The 20,760-nt window shown below is 35.5% G+C and carries 20 protein-coding genes and 1 pseudogene; 19 read left to right on the top strand and 2 right to left on the bottom strand.

Features of this window, described 5'->3' with window-relative positions; all coding sequences use genetic code 11:
- Positions 1 to 566: 566 nt before the first annotated feature.
- The 8 genes from AC1TO4_RS19115 (at position 567) to AC1TO4_RS19080 (ending at position 6,444) form a co-directional block, all read left to right on the top strand.
- Positions 567 to 920, top strand: coding sequence for a PadR family transcriptional regulator (locus AC1TO4_RS19115; protein ID WP_482106603.1), 354 nt, complete (start codon positions 567 to 569; stop codon positions 918 to 920).
- On the top strand, positions 907 to 1,725 hold the full coding sequence (locus AC1TO4_RS19110; RefSeq protein ID WP_482106602.1) for a permease prefix domain 1-containing protein: 819 nt from the start codon (positions 907 to 909) through the stop codon (positions 1,723 to 1,725). Before AC1TO4_RS19115 ends, AC1TO4_RS19110 begins: the two co-directional genes overlap by 14 nt.
- Before the next feature lie 610 nt (positions 1,726 to 2,335).
- Positions 2,336 to 2,839, top strand: coding sequence for an RNA polymerase sigma factor (locus AC1TO4_RS19105; RefSeq protein ID WP_482106601.1), 504 nt, complete (start codon positions 2,336 to 2,338; stop codon positions 2,837 to 2,839).
- The gene (locus AC1TO4_RS19100; RefSeq protein ID WP_482106600.1) at positions 2,832 to 3,746 is read left to right on the top strand and encodes an anti sigma factor C-terminal domain-containing protein; all 915 of its coding nucleotides are present in this window, start codon (positions 2,832 to 2,834) and stop codon (positions 3,744 to 3,746) included. The genes AC1TO4_RS19105 and AC1TO4_RS19100 overlap by 8 nt, the downstream gene beginning before the upstream one ends.
- A gap of 99 nt (positions 3,747 to 3,845) precedes the next feature.
- Positions 3,846 to 4,322 carry a YjdJ family protein gene (locus tag AC1TO4_RS19095; RefSeq protein WP_482106599.1) on the top strand — a complete coding sequence of 159 codons (477 nt, stop codon included), beginning with the start codon at positions 3,846 to 3,848 and terminating at the stop codon, positions 4,320 to 4,322.
- Positions 4,323 to 4,398: 76 nt separating this feature from the next.
- On the top strand, positions 4,399 to 4,545 hold the full coding sequence (locus tag AC1TO4_RS19090; RefSeq protein ID WP_482106598.1) for a hypothetical protein: 147 nt from the start codon (positions 4,399 to 4,401) through the stop codon (positions 4,543 to 4,545).
- 150 nt (positions 4,546 to 4,695) lie between these two features.
- The gene (locus AC1TO4_RS19085) at positions 4,696 to 4,989 is read left to right on the top strand and encodes a barstar family protein (RefSeq protein WP_482106605.1); all 294 of its coding nucleotides are present in this window, start codon (positions 4,696 to 4,698) and stop codon (positions 4,987 to 4,989) included.
- 252 nt (positions 4,990 to 5,241) lie between these two features.
- A complete protein-coding gene (locus AC1TO4_RS19080) occupies positions 5,242 to 6,444 on the top strand; it encodes an IS110 family RNA-guided transposase (RefSeq protein WP_482106597.1) in 1,203 nt (400 codons plus the stop codon).
- A 343-nt stretch (positions 6,445 to 6,787) separates the two neighbouring features.
- Here AC1TO4_RS19080 and AC1TO4_RS19075 read toward each other — a convergent pair whose 3' ends face one another.
- Entirely contained in the window at positions 6,788 to 7,438 is a 651-nt protein-coding gene (locus AC1TO4_RS19075; protein ID WP_482106604.1) for an ATP-binding protein, read from the bottom strand.
- A gap of 156 nt (positions 7,439 to 7,594) precedes the next feature.
- Positions 7,595 to 8,005 (bottom strand): annotated as a pseudogene (locus AC1TO4_RS19070) (LytS/YhcK type 5TM receptor domain-containing protein); the annotation flags it as partial.
- Positions 8,006 to 9,335: 1,330 nt separating this feature from the next.
- On the opposite strand from AC1TO4_RS19070, the gene AC1TO4_RS19065 reads away from it, so the two are divergent.
- The 11 genes from AC1TO4_RS19065 to AC1TO4_RS19015 all read left to right on the top strand — a co-directional run bounded on the left by AC1TO4_RS19065 (position 9,336) and on the right by AC1TO4_RS19015 (position 20,604).
- Positions 9,336 to 10,688, top strand: coding sequence for a hypothetical protein (locus tag AC1TO4_RS19065; RefSeq protein ID WP_482106596.1), 1,353 nt, complete (start codon positions 9,336 to 9,338; stop codon positions 10,686 to 10,688).
- Positions 10,689 to 11,289: 601 nt separating this feature from the next.
- Complete coding sequence (locus AC1TO4_RS19060) at positions 11,290 to 12,183, top strand: DUF6744 family protein (protein ID WP_482106595.1); 894 nt, start codon at positions 11,290 to 11,292, stop codon at positions 12,181 to 12,183.
- A gap of 24 nt (positions 12,184 to 12,207) precedes the next feature.
- Positions 12,208 to 12,402, top strand: a complete 195-nt coding sequence (locus AC1TO4_RS19055) for a hypothetical protein (RefSeq protein WP_482106594.1) — start codon at positions 12,208 to 12,210, stop codon at positions 12,400 to 12,402.
- A gap of 85 nt (positions 12,403 to 12,487) precedes the next feature.
- Positions 12,488 to 13,654: an AAA family ATPase gene (locus AC1TO4_RS19050; protein ID WP_482106593.1), complete on the top strand. Its 1,167-nt coding sequence runs from the start codon at positions 12,488 to 12,490 to the stop codon at positions 13,652 to 13,654.
- 81 nt (positions 13,655 to 13,735) lie between these two features.
- Entirely contained in the window at positions 13,736 to 15,178 is a 1,443-nt protein-coding gene (locus AC1TO4_RS19045) for a VWA domain-containing protein (RefSeq protein WP_482106592.1), read from the top strand.
- 168 nt (positions 15,179 to 15,346) lie between these two features.
- Positions 15,347 to 15,667 carry a hypothetical protein gene (locus AC1TO4_RS19040; protein WP_482106591.1) on the top strand — a complete coding sequence of 107 codons (321 nt, stop codon included), beginning with the start codon at positions 15,347 to 15,349 and terminating at the stop codon, positions 15,665 to 15,667.
- A gap of 351 nt (positions 15,668 to 16,018) precedes the next feature.
- The gene (locus tag AC1TO4_RS19035; RefSeq protein ID WP_482106590.1) at positions 16,019 to 16,561 is read left to right on the top strand and encodes a sigma-70 family RNA polymerase sigma factor; all 543 of its coding nucleotides are present in this window, start codon (positions 16,019 to 16,021) and stop codon (positions 16,559 to 16,561) included.
- Positions 16,539 to 17,546 carry a DUF4179 domain-containing protein gene (locus AC1TO4_RS19030; protein WP_482106589.1) on the top strand — a complete coding sequence of 336 codons (1,008 nt, stop codon included), beginning with the start codon at positions 16,539 to 16,541 and terminating at the stop codon, positions 17,544 to 17,546. The genes AC1TO4_RS19035 and AC1TO4_RS19030 overlap by 23 nt, the downstream gene beginning before the upstream one ends.
- A gap of 569 nt (positions 17,547 to 18,115) precedes the next feature.
- The gene (locus tag AC1TO4_RS19025) at positions 18,116 to 18,769 is read left to right on the top strand and encodes an HAD family hydrolase (protein ID WP_482106588.1); all 654 of its coding nucleotides are present in this window, start codon (positions 18,116 to 18,118) and stop codon (positions 18,767 to 18,769) included.
- 300 nt (positions 18,770 to 19,069) lie between these two features.
- Positions 19,070 to 19,915 carry a collagenase gene (locus AC1TO4_RS19020; RefSeq protein WP_482106587.1) on the top strand — a complete coding sequence of 282 codons (846 nt, stop codon included), beginning with the start codon at positions 19,070 to 19,072 and terminating at the stop codon, positions 19,913 to 19,915.
- Between the two features lie 128 nt (positions 19,916 to 20,043).
- On the top strand, positions 20,044 to 20,604 hold the full coding sequence (locus tag AC1TO4_RS19015) for an NUDIX hydrolase (protein ID WP_482106586.1): 561 nt from the start codon (positions 20,044 to 20,046) through the stop codon (positions 20,602 to 20,604).
- The last annotated feature ends 156 nt before the right edge of the window (positions 20,605 to 20,760 follow it).

Genomic DNA, 20,760 nt, shown 5'->3' with positions numbered 1-20,760 from the left:
AGTTCTCTGTGGTAAATTACTGAAGATATTACATGGTATTTGCAAAAAGAAAGTCTGTTTTAACGAACAATATATGATGAAAGATCTCCACTGTCTCTCAGAGACAGCGTAAACATTTCTTAACAGCGAGACCTATACCAGAAGGATGACACGGAGAAGCCAGCAAAATAACTAAACTAAGACTATGAGTCCCTGGGGCAGCTTAGCAGGCCTCTGCCTTATGAATAGACCGAACGAAGGAATGTAAGCGCATTGACGCTAAGAGACATGGGAGGGTACGTCGTCATAAGTGTCGCAGAGATCCATTGTGCATCACATATTGGATGAGAATGCTAATTATTTCCATTAGTTTTAGCGAAGCATACGCTCTATTTGGTAATAAAAACAAGAAATTCAAGACTCTGTTTATGAAATACGTGAAAAAATATTTATTCTACATGATGAAGTAGTGTAAGCCGTTGATACATCAATGTTTATAGAGGGAGGTTATTTCAATAAGATACTTTAAATTAATACCTTGCATTACAGAGTAACATGATTTACATTGTAGTTAGGAGGTGCAAAATATGGAAATTAATAAAGAGGTTTTAAAAGGTCATATCGATACAATAATCCTTTCGTTATTAAACAGTAGAGATATGTACGGATACGAAATAGCAAAGTTGGTTCGTGATAAAAGCGACAGTCAATTTGAATTAAAAGAAGGCACATTATATTTATCTTTAAAAAGGTTAGAGAAAAATGAGTGGATTGAATCTTACTGGGGAGATGAACAGGGTCCAGGGGGAAGAAGAAAGTATTATAAGCTGACGTCGATTGGTAAAGAAGGGTTTGAAGAAAAGCGTTTAGAATGGCAGTTTGTAAAAGAATTAATGGATATGTTTTTGAAAGGGGGAGAAGAAAAATATGAAGCAAATTGAAGCATTTGTTGATTCGGTTTATCAAAATGTAGGAGGAAATAAAAAAGAAATACAAGAATTAAAAGCAGAAATGAAAAGCCATTTACTAGAGGCAGTTCACGAATTAAAAACAGAAGGTAAGTCTGAACAAGAAGCAATCGAAATTGCAATTGAACGATTTGGTGGAGAAAAAGAGATGCGTTCGGTTGTAGGAGAATTATTTAAAGCACAAAAAACATTTGCGAAATGGGTGCTATATACAGCGATTACATTGCTTTTAATTTCCACTCTCATTTTTAGTATTGTAATGCCTATCGATAAAAGTATATTGGATCAAAGTAATCAAGTCGCTTCTCAAATTCTTAACAATCTAGGCGATAATGAAGGAATACCAACACAACTTGAAACTGATATTCAGGAAATTGTACAAAATAGTGGAAGAATCACTGGGATTAGCATATATGAACATGAAAAATTATTTTCTTTTACTAATGAAGACGTCGAACCAATATATAGTTTTCGAGAAGAAGGCTTATTCAATATTTGGAATAACATGGGGTTCCTAAATTACCATGGGTATGGCGAAAGTAATAATACATGGCATGTTAGTATTGAATCAAAAAGTTATGAAGGAACGGCTATTATTTTACTTTTAGTTGGTATCGTTGTTTATTGGACGTTGTTTACAATATGGGCAACTATTAACGCCTATCAACATAGACGCTTAAATGTTGGATGGATTATTGTATTTACTTTGTCAAATATTTTAGGTTATTTTGTTTACCGATTGGTTGGAAATAGACGGTTATCAAAGACAAATAGTTGATTTCCTTATTCAACTCCCATGAAAATTAAAAAACGCTCAAAATCTATAAAACTGCATAACAAAAAAAGCTCAGAAAAAGTTTTTTTAAAAAAAGGCTTAGCCTTCAAAATGATTATATTAAGTTGAAAGTTAATCAGTAACCAACTCCATTCTTCATAGAATAAAGGCAGGCTGGTGCAATAACCAGAGTAGGATTAATCTCCCATGAGTGCTACTCGTATAGAGTGCGACAGTCTGTGATGCACCGTGGTCGTTGGAGTCAGACTAACGGATGGGCTCTATGGCACCATAGTTCATCGACCTTCTTCGCCAGCCGTAGTATCCAATACCCGTTCTGCATATATTTTCATCCTCTGTGGTGTAGCGCTGACTTTGCGCTACATGTATGGCTAACGGGTGCTTTACTTCAAGAAGGCGTGAAGCATTTTTTCTTATTGAACTAACGTAAGAAGTTTAGTGATGAAACAAGGTCCCTTTTCACATTTTAAATTTAGAACGTTAACGCTTTTTCTTCTTGTACCTGGATTAGTTTAATAGCTAATCCTTTTTTTATTTAAATAAAGTGTTTACCTTTTTGAACGTCAATCGTTATCTAAGTCGGAGGGGGATTATGGATGAAGAATTAGGGCTTTATTTAGAAAGGGAATTAAAAGGTGTCTATTATGTTTTACTGAAAATGGGCGCAAAAAAAGAAGATGCCGAAGATATTTTACAGGAGACAGCATATCGTTTTGTCCAGCTATTAGATGGTGTTGATGAAAGGTATATGGATGCATGGCTTTATCGAGTAGCTATCAATTTATTTTATGATGGCTTGAAGAAACAGAAGACAATGGGTCGTTATCTAGCGCTTTTTAAAACTGATGATTTACTTGATTTATATACTCCCGAGCAATCCTTGATTGATGGGGAGTTTGAAAAACAAATGAAAATAGCCATGTCTAAACTAAGACCAAAAGATACTGAAATTCTGCTTTTGAAGTATAGTGCAGGATTTTCATTAAAAGACATGGCTCATTTATTAGAAACAACAGATAAATCAATAAAGACTCAGTTGGCAAGGGCAAAAAAACGATTACGAAAAATGATTGAGGAGGATACTTATTTTGAGTGAAAAATCTATTTTTGATTCAAAGGATACATATCAACCAACAATAAAAAAAGCAAAGAAAAAATCTTTGAAACGAACAATTTTGGTTTCAATCGCTGTGACATTAACTACAGTAATAGTAGGGGTAGTTATTTTTTTAGCCGCGCATCTTTACATGCACAAAACGATGATCGATTATTATAATTTGCAAGTGAGTGAATCAGCGGTACGTGGAGCAAATATTACTTTAGATAATGGTGGATCAAGCAGCTATGGTATTGAATCGGCGATTACACAAGATCAGTATAGAAAAAACATTGACGGCATCCCGTATACTTGGTATAACGAACAAACTATTTATAAAATTTATGACAAACCGACTACATTACTTGATACAAGAATAACATCATTTGATGGTGAACAATATTATCGGAATGGTCAACGAGTGATGAACTTCTTATATCCTCGAATGAAAAGTTCAAATAATGACATTGCCCTGTTAACCTCACTAGATAGTAAAGACAAAATCGAAGTAGCGATTTCTTTCAAAGAAGAACTACCTGTAGATAGGATGTTAGAAGTTTTCCCAACAGCACAGTGGGCTTGGGTTATTGATCCGATGCAGAGAGATTCATTCGACAGCTCGTTAAAAGAAATAGGTTCTGATTATGTTAGTTATGTTATTAGCGAATATGCTTATGGTTTTTCAATTCAGCCAGAAAGCACAATTGAACAAAACGTGGAAGAATTTAAACAAGGATTGCAAAGATTATCCGAAGAACAAAATAACGAAGAGCGATTGTTAGAAAAAATACAAGGTGAGCTACAAGTGGGAGGAATTGTTATAACAGGTACTGTGGAAGAAATATTACCAATGATGGAACAAGAACAAGTTAATTATGTAAGTGTTGGTGTTATTATTCCTCAATAATGAATGAGAGTAAGTAAGGAATCTGTACACTTGTTCACTAACGGGTGCTTTACTTCAATAACAGTAATGCTTATCTAAAATATATTTGAGGTGACGAAATTGTCTTTTAAGATTATTATCCAATTTGGTTTGGCTTCAATACTTTTAATACTTTCTACTGGAGCTACCTGGTATGAAGGAAGCACAATATTAGAGAAGCCTTGGGAATGGAAACATACTGCAATCTTTTCTCAGATGGCGAATGGACAAGTAGAAAACCTAAATGATATTTTACCAATTGACCATTTTGTATATGCAGCAAAATTTGCACCTACGTTTCCTTTACTTATGTTACTAAGTGCAACGTATCTCATAATCCTTGTAGGATATATTCTACTCAAACGTAAGAACAGGACATTTTCATATTTCCTATCTGGTGTTGGAGCAGTGTTTTTGATATTAAGTGGTTTCTTATCAAAGTCTCCAACTACTGGTTTGAAGATTTTTTTCGTTAGTTTTCTGCTGATAGGAATATTAGCAGTAGCTATTGCTTTGCTTAGATTCTTTAATAAAAAGACTGGACTTACTCCTTCTTGAACTAACGGGTGCTTTACTGGAACAACAATAATGCTTTTCAAATTGTGCTAACGGGGCAGGTTATGGAGGGATAGAAATGGCAAGGTTTATTGACGATTTAACTGGAGCTATCTACGATTTCTTTAAGTTTATTTTTACGAGTATTTGTTATCTTGTCGCTGGGATGTTAATTGTCGGAGTCCCTCTCTATCTAATTGCTTTAGTATTTAGTATGTTGCACTAACGGGTAGCTTTAGTCGAACAACAGGGGCTTCTTAGAGAGCTCTATTTTTCTTATTGAACTAAAGGGGCAGGTTAGTTGAATTAGGAACAGAAATATATTAAGAAATAATGATAAAATACAGCACACTATAAATTGATTGAGGTGTTCCATCTGATAAACGAACGAAAGCCCACTGTGAAGATTGATGTAACAAATATTAAATCTTCAATAGAATTACATTTGCTATTAAAAGATATGCTTGGTTTCCCCAATTTTTACGGTGAAAATTGGGATGCTTTTTGGGATGCAATTACAGGACTTGTTGAACTACCAATGCAAATCCAATTCGTTGGATGGGGATTCTTAGAAAGAAACTTACCATTTGATGCAAAAATAATGAAAGAATGTCTAAGTGATTACAATGAAGAGATTTATCTAGCAAAATGTGATTTCTTATTCAACTAACGGGTGCTTCGTATTATAAGGTTAACCAGTTTTTACTGGTTGACCTTATTTTTATAGGATTTAATATATCAGTAGCCATGGTAGGACGTACGGGTGCGTGGGACAATGATCCCGTGAACTAAACTGTCCACCCCCTACTTGTAGAAACATGTTTGAGGCTGGTTGGGACATAGATCTCGTATAACAAGCGAAGCTATGATACTGCATGGAGGAATAGGGGTACTGGTGAGTGAAGTCAGAGGAGGAAGCTAAATGAACCCAGTAGTTGGTCTGGATGTGGCTAAAGGAGAGAGCCAAGTTCAGGCGTTTTTAGATAAATCGAAGCCGTTTGGAAAGAGTTATTCTATGAAGCATACAAAAGAGGAGTTAGACCGTTTTATAGGCTTTTTAAAGGAGATGGAAGGGATGACTGGGCAAATGCCTATGGTCATTTTAGAATCTACAGGTCACTATCACTCTCCTGTTATTCAATACTTGGAGGAACATGGCGTTTTATATATCTTACTTAATCCGATCATTTCTTATCAGGCGAAGAGGTCCAGTTTAAGAAAGGTAAAAACAGACGCGATTGATGCATATCAGCTGTGTGTGCTTTATTACAAAGAAGATTTTGAACCTCATAAAAACCGAGGAATCCAATTATTAAATCTTAGAAATCTTTCCAGACAACAGGAGATTGTGACGAATATGTATGTGGAGGCTAAACTGCAGTTTCATACTATTTTAGATCAAGTGTTTCCTGAATACCGCAAGGTTTTTGGTGATCTTTATTCGAAGGTTTCTTTATTGATGTTAAAGAAATACCCTACTTCAGAAGAAGTACTAGCAGCTGGAGAAAGTAAGCTAGCGGAGTGTGTGATGGCGTTTTGTCCAAGACGATCTAGTCAATGGGCACTGGGTAAGGCAAAAAAATTAATGGATTCCGCATCGCGAAATCCATTTCAAAAAGTGGTGTATGACAGTCACTTAATCAACCTTCAAATGTATATTGAGTTGCTTTTTCAGTACCAGACACACCTTTCAGAGCTAGAAAGTCGTATTGTGACGATGGCGAATGAATTAGAAGAATACAAGGTTGTACAATCGATTCCTGGAATCGGAGAAAAAATCGCTGCAACGATTATCTCCGAAGTTGGTGAAATCGATCGGTTTAGTCATCCGAAAAAACTGGTTGCCTTTGCAGGAGTAGATCCCAGTGTTCACTCATCAGGAAAGTTTACTGCAACAACCAATCGTATTACTAAACGAGGTTCAAGTAGATTACGCCATGCTTTGTATCTTGCCGTATTGTGCGGTATAAGAAGTTCAAGAAACAAAAAGCTGAAAGAATTCTATGATAAAAAGAAATCAGAAGGAAAGCCTTCCAAGGTGGCGATAGTAGCCTGTATTACCAAACTGCTTCACTGGATTTATGCTTTATTAAATAGAAAAGAGACTTTCCAAGATATAACGTAATTACTGGTTACAAGTAATTAAGAGAAAACCTTCCAGAAGGTTTTTGGAGGGCTATTTGTCATGCACAAAATAGTATATCATAAGATTAATAGTAATTTTAAAGAAAAATATTGACATCCTATTAGCTGGTTTAGTTGAAAAAGGAGTTTGTTTTTTAGAGAAGTAAATGCGTTCGCTATACAAATGCTGAAGTCTCAAGTAGTCCCTTTTTTTCATTTCCTTAACCTAGACCTGGCTACTTATATTCTATACCTGATGACAAATAAAAAATATCCTGGGTAAATTACTCAGGATATTACTCATCTTAATTATATTGAGAATGCTTAAGGTGTTTGGTTATTAATCAACTATAACAAGGGAAGCGAATGGTAAACTTAGTTCCTTTCCCACGTTCACTTTCAATTCCCACTTTTCCTTTCATCGAATGGACTAGCTGATAAGAGATTGTTAGTCCAACTCCCGTCCCTTTGTCCTTTGTCGAGTAAAATGGTGCACCCACCTTATGGATCTGTTCTTTTGTCATTCCCATCCCTGTGTCAATTATTTCTATGAAGATTTCGCCAAGATTTGAATATAAACGAACAGTCAGTAGTCCGTTGTCTTCCATTGCCTCAATTCCGTTCTTCATGATATTTACCAAAATCTGCTTCAGTTCGGCCCTATTTCCGTTCATATATAACTTATCCTGGATGGAAGATTCAATGCGTATATCCTTTATATTAGAGTATGAATTGATGAGACTAATGCTATTTTTTACCTCAGCTGAAAGGTTAATGGAGCTGAGCCCTTCTGTATGGGGTTTTGCTAACGATAAGTAATCATTAATGATGGATTGGGCATCGTTTAATTCTTTAAGTGATATGTCGATATAGTTCTTATGGTTACGATGCGCTGGAGGTTCGCTGCTCATCAGCTGCAGAAATCCTTGGACGGTGGTCAAAGGGTTTCTTACCTCATGTGCTACGGAAGCTGCCAATTGACTTATTACATTCAATTTGTCAGCCCTCTGGAGTTCCTGTTGGATCTGTTGATGCTTGTCCACGTAATCTATGATAAAAACCACCACCAGCAAACTGATCCAGCCACCTATAAAAAAGATAATCATGAAAGGAAATTGTTCCGTCTGGTGGCTCTTATACAGACATAACATTTTATGTATGACTGTTATAAAAAAAAGAACGCTAACAACAAAGGCTTTATTTCTCAACGTGAATAATCTATACCACTGCATGAGAAGAACCAAGAGAGTGGTGATAAGTGTAAGTACAAATGAAATATCGAAAAAATGATTATCTATCCCATCCCCGCCGAGATAGATCCTGTAAATAAAGGAGACAGTTGTGATTATCAAACCAGGGATTACTCCCACATAAATAAAAGAAATAATGATAGGTATGAATCTGAAATCATAGTGATAACCCTCTTCTATTTCGATGGGAAACGTCATCGTCAGGCATAACATGATTAGAAGTAACAGGGACAACTTTGAAGACGATTTTCTGCGTTTCAAATCGCTCTCATTAAAGAACAATTGGTAAATCAGTATGAGGAAAAGGACCATTAAAACCTGATTTAACAGATGTGGAATATCAATCATGACGCAGCACCTGTATAAACATATAACTTTCATAATTACTAGATATATGGAACGTCAATAGCTCATGTCTAGGATAACGTTTAGCCTTTTGGGTTTCGCCCTTCATTGTTGTTATTGAATCATATAAGACCATGACTATGTTATCTCCCTTTTAAAGTATCTAAGTATTCATTATATACGAAAGATAGATAGATAGAAATGGAAAAAATATTTTATGTGACAAATAAAACAGAGGATAAATACTATTGAACTTATTAGAACTTCTTGTTGAACTAACGGCATTAGTTGAAGAACAGGAGACGGTATTTTCTATTAGTCCAGTTGTCTGTGGGATGGATAAATAAGTTCGAAGCATAAGTCGAATTACCACATAACCAAACTTTTTGTTGATTCCAAAATAGAACACCCCTTTTAGAACATTCGTTTCCTAAAGTGTACAATTCTGTTCGGGAAGTCGCAATAAGCGGGTGGACGTTCGAAAAGTGATTTAATACGTTTTCGAACGATATTTTATTGTGTATTTCATTTCAAACACAGCGTTCGTTAATGTGTACTTTTACGAACGATAACACATATTTATTAATAATTCGGATTTCTGCCTCAACGATTCGATCATATAGAAAATGAGCCATCAGATTTCCAATTACATTACCTTTCCTTATGACAGAGAGTGATGATGCTACCTACATAGAATAGGAAAAAAGGTGTTTGACATGGCTCACTAAGTATAGAGGTTGAGCAGTTATCCCAGAGACAAATCGCAACTAAACTTAGGATTTCACAGGCCATAGGTTAGTAATTATGTGAAAGCCGCCAACGGCCATTAATGCCAAAAGATTTACGGAAAGAAAGGGTACTTCGATGAAACATATAAAAATAAGCGTACCTTTCTGGTAAGCATGACAGATAGCCATATATCACGAATTTTTTAATCGAGTTTATGGCTTATTTTTTTATTTACGGTTACATACTGCCTGAATAAATATCGGGTACCAGGTTCTCGTTGAATTCAAAATTGTGTTAGAACCTGGCACATCTAATTTGAAATCCGATACTATGTATCCAATAGACCATTATGCCTTGGTCAACAACATTGCCTATTACGTGTTGCGTCTTTAATAAGTCATCCAAATGACACGGTAAGCTTCCATCTATAGTAAGGTGGGGGCTATTTGAAGCTTACGTTTCATAACCCTGCACATTTATTTGTTTTGCACTACACGGTTGTACATATCAATAGAACAAACAGCCGATATAATATATAGAAATTACATTATAAAAGGAGTGATGTATAATGGGTTCGTATAATTGCCATCCTCGGAAGCGAAGTGTCTATGCTCTTCCAAGACCTCGAAAGCAACAGTGTATCAGTACTCCATTTCCGGTACAAATACAATGTGAATGTATTTGTGAATGTAAAGATAAGTGTCATTGTAAAGGGAAGTGTGAAAGTAGTTGTGACAAATGTCAAATACTAAAGCAAGGTAATCAGGAACAAATTTCAGAGCAAAGTCAAATTCAGCAACAAAACCCCGAACAAAATCCAATCCAAACGCTAGGCGATCAACAACAAAACCCTGAGCAAGATTCATTCCAAACACTGGGCGATCAAGAACAAAATCCTCAGCAAAATCCAACCCAAACGCTAGGTGATCAACAACTAAATCCTGAACAAAACCCTGAACAAAATCCAATCCAAACGCTAGGCGATCAACAACTAATTCCGACTCAAACACTGGGCGATCAGCAACAAAACCCTGAACAAACTCAAACGCTAGGTAATCAACAGCAAAATCCTGAACAAAATCCAACTCAAACACTAGGCGATCAACAACAAAACCCTGAACAAGACCAATTTCAATTTGCAAGGTTAGGTGATCAAAATGTTGAGGGACATACCAATACATCGCCTTTGGAAAATAATCAAACTATCTCAACACCTGTCAATGTAGAAGGAGTATCGGTAAATGTGAACTGTGGAGATTGTAAACCGATTATTGTTTTTCCAGACTTTAAAAATGATGATTGCAAAAAACGAGAGGAACATTGTGAAGAACGTAAGTGTAATCGTTGCGAACAAGACTGTGGGAATTGTTCTCAATGTCTATGCGATCTACTTGGAAAAGTTCGCGAGTTTCAAGCTACTATAACCGACCCGGTAGATAAACAAATTGATATTTATTTAACTTCTCTTCCATCTCCCGTTGAAGATCAAGTAATTACCAATGTTATCGACTGTTGTGTCGTTAAATTTAAGAGTGCTTCTCAAATAACGATCGTACCGAACACTACTGTGCAATTATGTAATGTTGCAGGTATTAGTGCTGATGACTCTGGAGATAACGCTAATATTTTTGGCTTTTTAATAGAAAGAGCAAATATTTTAGATGATAATGACAAATGTAGATTCAAATGTAAATGTCCACGCTGTTCCTCTATAATAGGTGATGAGCTAGCGTTTACGACTAATTATGGGATACTGGTTAACATCTCGATAAATGGGGTTCTTGCAAATATCCCATTATATGTATTAAGTGTGAAAGACTGTTTGATTTATTTGGTGGATAGCATTACCGACCCACAGGAAATATTTGTTTTTTCTTTATGCTCTATAACAGGATTTACTGTAGAATCTCAAACTATATAACCCGATAGGCAAGATTCCTTATTTGAAGGCGCCCCATTTTTTAACGAATCTGAGCACACGAAAGAACACAGCCAACAAATGATTTCTTATATCCCTAATATATTTATTACGGGTAGTGTACCTTTATATATACTAAAAGCATAGATTGCTAAGTGACTAAAGGGTTCAGAGATGAACGACAAGTTTGCGAAGGATAGCTGATTTTGATACGCTAGTAGCATATTCTTTATAAAATTTAGTCACTGTTTAATTGGTGAAAGTCGTTATACTTTTTGCATTTGCGGAAAGAGACTCGGCACAAATGTTCAGCCTTTATATTCCTTATTAAAAGGAGAAGTTAGGCAGACGTGTTACACGTCAATAAATTGCATTGCATATCAAAAGGGATACTTACGCATTTTGCGTGAACTATATTAAAACCGATTTTTCCTATTCAGGAGATGTCGGTTTTTTGCTTTCAAAAAGGTATTGAAGGGAGATGGCAGAGAATCTAGTAATAGGAAAATAGGTATATTTTAAAACGTATTTACTTGCCGATTGCTAGGTATAAATGCGTTTATTTTATTTATCTAAAATACAAAAATAGAAAGGGTTGTTAGGTATGTCAATAAATCTGGAAAATATGACGGCTGTTCAAAACAAGCAACAAGACGGTATTCTCGGTCATTTAATGTGGTTCTCGGTTGGCAAGCAATTAATCAAAATGGATGATTTGGAGCGAGCACTTATTCAGTCAGGATTGCCTGTTGAATGGATGCCGAACGCGATTCGTCCAGCCGATGCATTTCGAAGAAGTACTAAAGAGATAGAGGCTAGAAAATCTACTGGGCACGCTGGAGTATTCGAGAACTATCTTATTCGCGAAGTGTTCTCGGACAAGAGCCACGTGCAGCGGAACATTGTAGTGGAGACTGTAGATCAGGCTGGTAAACGTCTTGATTACAGCAGTAGAGCGGGAGTAATCACGCTAGATAAGCACAATAGTTCTCTAACATTTATAACGGAGAACGAAATTGCAAAAGAGCTGTGCTATGAAGCGGAACGAAATTTTAATATTTATAGAAACCATTATTCAGCTCAGCAAATAAGAGTAATGGTTAATAAAATCTTACAGTCTTTAGCACCCACACCAGTACGCCAAAACGGGGGAATTTACTTTGTCCCAGATTCACATACGGAAGGGTTGAATCAGCTTGTTAGCTTCGCGTCCTCTCTTGAGAACAGTGAGGGGTTCAAGATACCCGTTGTTAATACATTCGATAACCGACAAATGGTGAACACGAAGCTAAATGACCATTTAGAATCTATTTTAAATGATTGTAAATCGAGTTCAATGTTAAAAAAGGGGCAAGTGAAAGAGATTATCGAAAATGCTAAGTCTGTAATTGCGAACTATCAAAATTACAAAGGCATTATCGCTAGTGAAGCAGGAACGCTCGAAAATAAAATTATGACAATTCGTGCTGCAGTTTCGAAAATGGTTGCGGATCTCTAAAAATAGTGGAATGGAGAGATTAAAATGACTGAGTTTTATCAAACAATAATGGGAAGAAAATTCTACGATAGAGATGTTGTCGATTGTGTGCAACATATTAAAAAGATTGCTTATCAGCTCGAACGTTCAAATGAATTAAAAGAACAGGAATTAGAGATGAAAATGCGTGAGCTTTCAATAAAAGAACAAGAATTGTTTATTCTTTCATCGAAATACTGAGGAGGATTCTTAATAGGGAAGTACGGTTGCAAAAGAAACCGGCTTCCTTTTCGATTTAAACTAAAAACAAAAGGGGTTTTTCAATATGACAAACACTAATTTTGCGAAATTAGTAGAAATTAAAAATGCACTAAATGCAAAATTTTTTGAACGTGAGCAAGAAGTTGAAGGAATTCTTGTCGCTCTGCTCTCTAGGCAGCACATGCTGATGATTGGACCTGCTGGAACTGCGAAATCGGCATTGTCGGTTGAGTTAGCCAAAATCGTGCAGGGGACAGAGTATTTCCAATGGTTGCTGACAAGGTTCAGTACACCTGAAGAGGTATTCGGCCCCCTATCCCTTAAAGACCTTGAACAAGGCGTGTACAAGCGGAATACAGCAACTAAAATGCCTGAAGCAAATCTTGTATTCTTGGATGAAATCTTCAAGGCAAATTCAGCTATTTTGAACAGCTTGCTAACGCTAATAAATGAAAGACTCTTCTATAATAACGGAACGCCAGTGACTGTACCCTTGATGTCGGTCATTGGAGCTTCAAATGAATACCCAGAAGAAGGAGAGGGTCTTGAAGCACTTTTTGATAGGTTTCTACTTAGGTTCGAGCTAGACTACATTGCTGATGAAACGAATTTTGTTTCTATGATGAAGGGGACCGGTCAAAATCAGCCAATGCCATCTATGACAATGGAAGAATTGATTCAACTTCAGTTTTTTACAGACATGGTTACAATTCCTGATGAAGTGTATGAAACACTATCAAAGTTACGCATGGAATTAAGGGATGAAGGAATTCGCCCTTCGGATAGACGCTTCAAACAATCTCTTAGCGTTCTACAAGCGAAGGCACTCATCAACCAAAGACAAATTGTAATTATCGATGATATTGTCATCCTTGAAAACGCACTCTGGGAAACGGTTGATCAAAAGGATACCGTTTCGCTCATTGTTCGTAGTCATGCACAAGATGTAGTGACTCGTGCCATTGATTCCATACAAAATGAAGCAAATGAAGTGTTTAATTCCATGCTGAAGGATAATTCGACTGATGCAGGAATGGAAGCTACCCAGAAAATGAAGACGTTGGTGAATGACTTGAATAAGCTTAAGAAACATAATCAAAGCCGATCTATGGATATCGAACCAATACTCGATAAAGTGAAGTCCATGCAACAAGAAATCCTGGATAGCATTTTAGAGCCCATGGATTTTAATAATTCAAATGAAAAGCAAACAGTAAAAATGCCGTTTTAAAAATTGAAGAATAAAGAGTTGAAATGTCGAGGGGACATCCTTCGGCATTTCTTTTTAAAATAATGAAAGGAAGTGCTCTTCATGAGAAGAAATACAATTCAAAATGAAAATCGTTCTGTATTAAATACAGACGCATTCGATAAAAGACGTTTCAAGGAAATTTATGAGATGTCACAAGGACTTCAGAAGATAAGTGATGAGGGGGAGTTGCCGACGTTCGAGGCATTACTTGCTGATATTTGGGCTTCCTTATATAAGATGAAACCTGAAATGACGAAAGAGGACGTTGCCGCGGATCTTCAAGTCAATAAATCACTGATGGAAAAAATTATGTCAGATGAATCCTTTGACAATTATAGAAGCTTCACTCGTTTGGATGATTTATCATCAGCCATCGGCACGGTGAAATTCGGAGAGAAGACGAATCAATGGCTGACTGAGCAAAAAGAGCATGATGAAGACCTACAAAAACAGATGCAGGAAATACAAGCGATGCAAAAGCAACTTGAAAAGCAGGAACAACCAAATGGGACTGGAAATGGTAGTGAGAAGCTTAAAGAGGAATTAAAAGAAGCAATGTCAGACTTAGATGGGCAACTTCAACAGACTTTGGAAAATAACAGCCATAGCTTCTCCCAAGCGATGGTACAAGCAATGCAGGAAACAAAACAGACGAAAGATAGCTTGAAATCATTACTTGGGGGCACGAGTGCTGGTAGTGGTGACGCAGAACTGAAAAAAGTTCCTTTACGGGACCAAATTTCATTAGCTGAAAAAATCGCTTCTAATAAACAGATGAAAGAAATAGCAGATTGGGCTGGTCGATTTAAACAGATAGCCCGTAGAAAGCAGAAATCCAAGCATAGTGATTCAATGGAAAGAAGCGGGGTTACGTTAGGAAACGATATTGAGAGACTGTTGCCGATGGAATTGGGTTTATACACACATCCATTAACGAAGAACGACTTCCTACGTCGCTTTGTAGAAGGTCAGACGATGCAATATGAGCAAAAGGGACATGAGGTATTGGGGAAAGGTCCAATCGTGCTTTGTCTGGATCAGTCAGGCAGTATGTACAAACTTGATACTCAATCAAAAGGGTTCACGCTAGCTCTTATGTCGATTGCGAGAAAACAGAAAAGGGATTTTTGTTTAATCTTGTTCTCTACTCGGACAAAGATCATTAAATATGAGAAAGGGAAAATTAAAGGCTCTGATATGGTTAATTTTGCACAAACCTTCTTAGGCGGAGGTACGAACTTTGCACTGCCTCTTGATAAAGCGATGGATGTCATAAACGAAAGTCGTTTTAAAAAAGCCGATGTCGTGTTTGTTACGGACGGTGAAGACAGATTAAAGGATTCATTTTTAGAAGCATTTAATAAGAAGAAAAAAGAGAAAGCCTTCAATGTACTTTCCCTTGTAATAGGTAGTAGTACAAATACGGTGACACAGTTTTCCGATAAAGTTGACCAAGTTAAGGATTTCGATGATAAGGGAAGTTTTACTGCGTTTGAAATCTAAAGAATAAAACTGTACATTTTAGCACTGCCTTAGGGTAGTGCTTTTAATTTTATATTAATCAAGGGATTCTAATATTATATTAACTTTCACCTTATAGAACATTGGCATTATTATTAAGAGGGTTTTTAATAATTCGTGTAGAATATTCCGAATAAGGGGGGGAGATAGATGAAGAACTTGAAAACCGTAGATCAAGCAAAAGATGAAATTGCGAAATTAAAAGAGTTTGTTGATTTGGTCGAATCCTTTCAGCCAGAGACATTGGAAGATCAAATCATCAAGGAGTACGCATACATAGGTAGTGTTGAAAAGGTCGCAGCTAGAGTGAATGAAATGGGTTATTCGAACGGCAGTCGACCTTTTGAGAAAGAAGATATATCGAACATTATCAAAGGTAAACCTACGGGAGATTTGCACAAAATTATTAGGTCAGCATACTTAAAAAAGACGAGACATTTACGAAGTAAAGTTGAAAAGTATAGTTGGTAGGATAAATCGACAAAGATCAAATATTTAATAAAGTACAAAAGGTGAGCCATAGAACAATTTGGCTATGAAATAAGGTTTGGTAATTTATAAAAAAAGCCTATAAAGTTTGATCGAAAATCCTGTGTTGATGTGCAGGATTTTTTCTTTTTTAGCAGTCGGGTCATATTGTTTAATAAGAAAAATGAAGATTGTGAAGAAATGTCCTTAAACTAAAGGGGCAGTTTAGTTTAAGAAGAGAAATGTTTAATGTTATTAATAAGGACTTATTCATTTGATATGTCTTTTTTATTTTAAAAAAGTGCATCTATTTTTATAAGTACGCTCTCTAATAGATAGGATGGTGAAAAAAAGATGACGGTTAACGAAAAGAAAGTAAAACTATCAATCGAAGGGGACCAAGAAGCCCTGCTGTTTTTACTTAAACAAGAAAAAGAGAAACTTTATAGGACTGCTTATAGTTATGTTCGTAATGAGGCGGATGCTTTAGATGTTTTCCAGCAAACAGTGCTGCTATCAATTGAGTCGATTCATCAGTTACGAGAGCCTAAGTATTTCACGACATGGCTGATGAAAATTTGTATCAATGTATCACTTGGTGTACTTAAAAAACAAAAGAAAGTGATTTCAATGGATGACCTAAAACTTCAATCCCTCTCTACAGAAATAGCGACATCTGATGAAAAGATGGACTTACTCGATGCGATTTATCAATTAGATGAAAAATATAAAACAGTCCTTCTTTTAAAATATTATGAGGATTTAACTTTTGAGCAAATAGCGAAGATACTTGGTGAGCCGATTGGTACAGTCAAATCTAATGGTAAGAGAGCGTTAGCGAAAATCAAAAAAACATTAAAAGGAGTGTGCATAGATGAACGAACAAAACCAATTTAAAGAGGCAATTAATGAAATTCCTGTTCCTTCTAAAGAATTAGATGCTATTTTGGCAGACGCTTTTAAAAAGGAGAAGAAGCAAGTGAAATTCTCCTTCAAAAGAATGGTTAAATATACAGCAATAGCGGGGATTCTATCGATTTGTACAGTTTCATCTGCTTACGTATCACCTGCATTTGCTAACTTTGTTACGCAAATTCCGATCATTGGTCAGGCATTCGACTATTTCATCTTACAAGAAGACTACTATAAAGCGTATGAGGAAATCAGTACAGATATTGGTTTAGTTGAGAAAAGCAATGGGATTGAGATAATTATTCAGAAAGCATTTTACGATGGGAATACGGTAACCCTTTCATATGTTTTACGTACAGAAGAAGAACTAGGTTCATTTCCGACTTTTAAGAATCTGCCAACTAATGTACAAAACGCTAGCTATGGAGGAGATTATGTGGATGGTGTCGGCTATCTTGGCATGATGAGGGTGTCTATGCGTGATAAGGCACAAGATAAAGTGAATATAGATTGGAATCCTCAAGAAATTTTTTCAGAAGACCAAACAATTGAAGGGGATTGGCATTTTGAATTCTCTTTAAACAAATTAGAAGGAAAGTATATCGCGATTAATGAACGAGTAAGTCATCAAGATGGTATATCGGTCGAGTTAATCGACGCAGTCAAAACGGATGTTAACTTAACGATTAATTATCTCCAAGATGTTGAACCTTCTATTCATGATAGATGGGGCTTTGTAGAAGCTGAGTTAAGTGCGATTGATAATTTGGGCAATAAATATGAAGTGCCTTATAATGGGGGAACTGGTAAAGGTGGTGATTCCAGTGAAGACATTACATGGAATGCAACGATTCACGGTCTTGACCCCGAAGCAACGTCCATTACGTTTTATCCATTCGCCCATGTAAGTAATAGTCAAAGTGATAATAAACAAATTGATTTCGATTCTATTACGATTGAATTAAATTAACTATATCCTTATTGCACTAACGGGTGCTTTAGTTGAACAATCGGCTGCCTTTTCAGGGCAGCTTTCTTATTGAGTAAAGTATTATATTAACTTAGTTAACGCATTGTGCTAATATTATTTATGGGGGTGGTGTGTGCAATGAAGATAACAATTATAACTCTTTTAGCTAGTTTACTTTTATTTGTTTTTGGAACATATAGAATATTAACCGAGACACTTTCGTCAACACCTTTAATAGTGGCATATATATTTGCTATTACTGGTTTTATCGGAGTAGTAGCGAATCTTGTAAATCTGAGAAAAATACGAACTAATTAAACTAAAGAGTGCTTTAGTTGAACAACCGGCTGCCTTCACAGGGTGGCTTTTCTTATTGCGTAATGGAGGTAACTACTTCCGTGAACTGGCGTTATGTTAACCTTCTGTGTATGGCATATATAACTCGTTCAGCAATCGAATTCCTTCTTGAACTAACGAGGCAGGTTAGTTTAATAAGGATTGTTCAGACTACTCTGTCACTATGTTAAACTTTAGAGGCTATTCAGATATGGAAAAAGGGAGAGACAGCAATGTTACAATCACTGATTTTTGATATGGATGGAACTCTATTTCAAACAGATAAAATTTTAGAACTATCACTTGATGATACTTTTAACCATTTACGGTCATTAAATAAATGGGATACAGTAACCCCTATTGATAAATATCGTGAAATTATGGGTGTACCTTTACCAAAAGTATGGGAAATTTTGTTGCCTAATCATTCCAACGAAGTAAGAGAACAAACTGATGCTTATTTTCTGGAAAGATTAATTGAAAACATAAGAAGTGGGAAAGGTGCTTTATATCCTAATGTAAAGGAAGTTTTCAGTTATTTAAAAGAGAATAATTGTTCCATTTACATAGCGAGTAATGGTTTAACGGAGTACCTAAAAGCAATTGTGAGTTATTATAATTTAGATAATTGGGTTACTGAAACATTTAGTATTCAACAAATACAGTCGCTGGATAAAGGAGACTTAGTTAAAACTATTTTAAATAAATATGATATAAAAAAAGCAGCAGTAGTCGGAGACCGTCTATCTGATATAAATGCGGCTAAAGATAATGGTTTAATTGCAATTGGATGTAATTTTGATTTTGCACAAGAAGATGAACTCGCGCAGGCTGATTTGGTAATAGACGACTTAATTGAACTAACAACAATATTACCTAATATGTAAAATAACTTCTTCAACTAACGGGTGCTTAGATTAAGAATCGGCTGCCTTTACAGGGTAGCTTTTTCTAATTGAATGGAGTTAACTACTTCCGTGAATCGGGGTTATGTTAACCTGGTGTGTATAGCGTATACAAGCCTGTCCAGCGATCAAATCGCTGTTTCTTGTTGAACTAACGAGGCAGTTTAGTTGAAGAAACAGGTTTATTTTGTAGGACAACGAATTAATTAAAATATAGAGAAGTTCCTCAGAAAGGATATTACGGTATCTTAACTAAGAATAAACGAAAGGAGTGAATAAATTTTGTCAAAGAAAACATTCTTTATATTAGTAATATTAATTGCCGTTCTATTTGTAATCAAATTAGCGGTAGATAAGTATAAAGAAAACATCCCTCTACTATTATCTTCATTTATAGATCTAGAAAAGATAGAGGAAGATAGAAAAGAGGAATTATTAGAAGGATATAATCACATAAATTTTGAGCATTTAACAATATATTATTTAGAATCGGATAAAGAATTATTACTTGCAACCAAAAATGCTCTTGATCATGGAATTAAATTAAATCAAAAAATTATTGATAGTTATGATAAACCTTATGATGTAGTTATATTTAAAAATAATCATGAAATAGAGAGTTTTTCTGGTTTAGAATATGCTATTGGATTTAATTCGCCAAGCATGAATATGTTTGGAATATTACCAGAAAATAGAGAAGGTCTTATTAAAAATGTTGAACCAACTGTCTGGTCATACAACAAAAATGTTATCCATGAATATACGCATTATGTATTTACTCAGAAACTATCTGAATTGGGAATTAATGATAGCGATATCCCCCTCTGGTTTTCAGAAGGAATTGCTGAATATATTGGCATGGACGGTATGGAAATCCCGAACACATTATCTAAAATAGTGCCTTTAAATGAATTAACGACACATGAGCATTGGAAAAACTATCGAACAGACCCTTTGTACGATATATACTTACAATCCAATTTTGCCATACAATTCCTAATTAATGAGTATGGTAGCGAGGTTATCAACGAAATACTATTTCAAACTCAAATGAAAGGGGATTTTGAAGTAGGCTTTCAAAGCGTTACAGGATTAGATGTTTCTAATCTTTCTAGTATTTATGAATGATGTGACCCATTGTTGAAATATTCAACTAAATCAGCAGTTTAGTTGGAGAAGGAGTAACCCCCATTATTAGAGAATATATAAAGATATAGGTTGATTAAATTAAGAAACAGCAATAGTGGAGGGATATTATGGATAAATGGAAAACATTAAAATCAGAGTATATACATAAAAGTCCATTTGGAAATATAAGAAAAGATAAATGCAAGCTTCCAAATGGAATTGTGATTGACGATTATTATGTAAACGAATACTCTGATTGGGTAAATGCAGTAGTAATTACAAAGGAAAAACAAATTGTTCTTGTTGAACAGTATCGTTATGCAGGAAAAGACTTTTTCTTAGAAGTTCCTGCTGGAAAAAGAGAAGAAAATGAAACACATGAAGAAGGGTTAATTAGAGAGCTTAAGGAAGAAACAGGTTTTATTTCTTTGAGAAAACCAATTTTTTTGGGTAAATTCATGGTTAACCCAGCCACACAAAATAACAAAGTGATAACTTATCTAATGTTGGATGCATTTAAAGAATTTGAACAAGACTTAGATGATACAGAAGAGATGAATGTTAAGTTAGTTGATTTTGAAGAAATGGGAAATCTAATAAGAACAAATCAGATAAATACACAACTTTTTACTGTAAATGCTTATTTTATGGCTAAAGTTTTTCTTACTGAAAATCTATTGAAGATTTAATATTCCTTGTTCAACTAACGGGTGCTTTAGTCGAACAACAGGGGCTTCTTAGGGAGCTCTTTCTTACGTTCAGTCAAGTGGTTTTCGAACTTTATTTACGCATATTATTTATGATAACTGGGGCGAGTAGAAATCTAACGATATAAGCTTTTTTGC

The sequence above is a fragment of the Sporosarcina sp. Y838 genome (assembly GCF_056786515.1).
The sequence above is the reverse complement of the archived record's forward strand: the minus strand, read 5'-3'. Positions and strand labels throughout refer to the sequence as shown.

Bases quoted from the DNA above. Each gene is read 5' to 3' on its own strand.
- AC1TO4_RS19115 (WP_482106603.1), top strand. From the start codon at position 567: ATGGAAATTAATAAAGAGGTTTTAAAAGGTCATATCGATACAATAATC.
- AC1TO4_RS19110 (WP_482106602.1), top strand. From the start codon at position 907: ATGAAGCAAATTGAAGCATTTGTTGATTCGGTTTATCAAAATGTAGGA.
- AC1TO4_RS19105 (WP_482106601.1), top strand. From the start codon at position 2,336: ATGGATGAAGAATTAGGGCTTTATTTAGAAAGGGAATTAAAAGGTGTC.
- AC1TO4_RS19090 (WP_482106598.1), top strand. From the start codon at position 4,399: ATGGCAAGGTTTATTGACGATTTAACTGGAGCTATCTACGATTTCTTT.
- AC1TO4_RS19080 (WP_482106597.1), top strand. From the start codon at position 5,242: ATGAACCCAGTAGTTGGTCTGGATGTGGCTAAAGGAGAGAGCCAAGTT.
- AC1TO4_RS19065 (WP_482106596.1), top strand. From the start codon at position 9,336: ATGGGTTCGTATAATTGCCATCCTCGGAAGCGAAGTGTCTATGCTCTT.
- AC1TO4_RS19060 (WP_482106595.1), top strand. From the start codon at position 11,290: ATGTCAATAAATCTGGAAAATATGACGGCTGTTCAAAACAAGCAACAA.
- AC1TO4_RS19055 (WP_482106594.1), top strand. From the start codon at position 12,208: ATGACTGAGTTTTATCAAACAATAATGGGAAGAAAATTCTACGATAGA.
- AC1TO4_RS19050 (WP_482106593.1), top strand. From the start codon at position 12,488: ATGACAAACACTAATTTTGCGAAATTAGTAGAAATTAAAAATGCACTA.
- AC1TO4_RS19045 (WP_482106592.1), top strand. From the start codon at position 13,736: ATGAGAAGAAATACAATTCAAAATGAAAATCGTTCTGTATTAAATACA.
- AC1TO4_RS19040 (WP_482106591.1), top strand. From the start codon at position 15,347: ATGAAGAACTTGAAAACCGTAGATCAAGCAAAAGATGAAATTGCGAAA.
- AC1TO4_RS19035 (WP_482106590.1), top strand. From the start codon at position 16,019: ATGACGGTTAACGAAAAGAAAGTAAAACTATCAATCGAAGGGGACCAA.
- AC1TO4_RS19030 (WP_482106589.1), top strand. From the start codon at position 16,539: ATGAACGAACAAAACCAATTTAAAGAGGCAATTAATGAAATTCCTGTT.
- AC1TO4_RS19025 (WP_482106588.1), top strand. From the start codon at position 18,116: ATGTTACAATCACTGATTTTTGATATGGATGGAACTCTATTTCAAACA.
- AC1TO4_RS19015 (WP_482106586.1), top strand. From the start codon at position 20,044: ATGGATAAATGGAAAACATTAAAATCAGAGTATATACATAAAAGTCCA.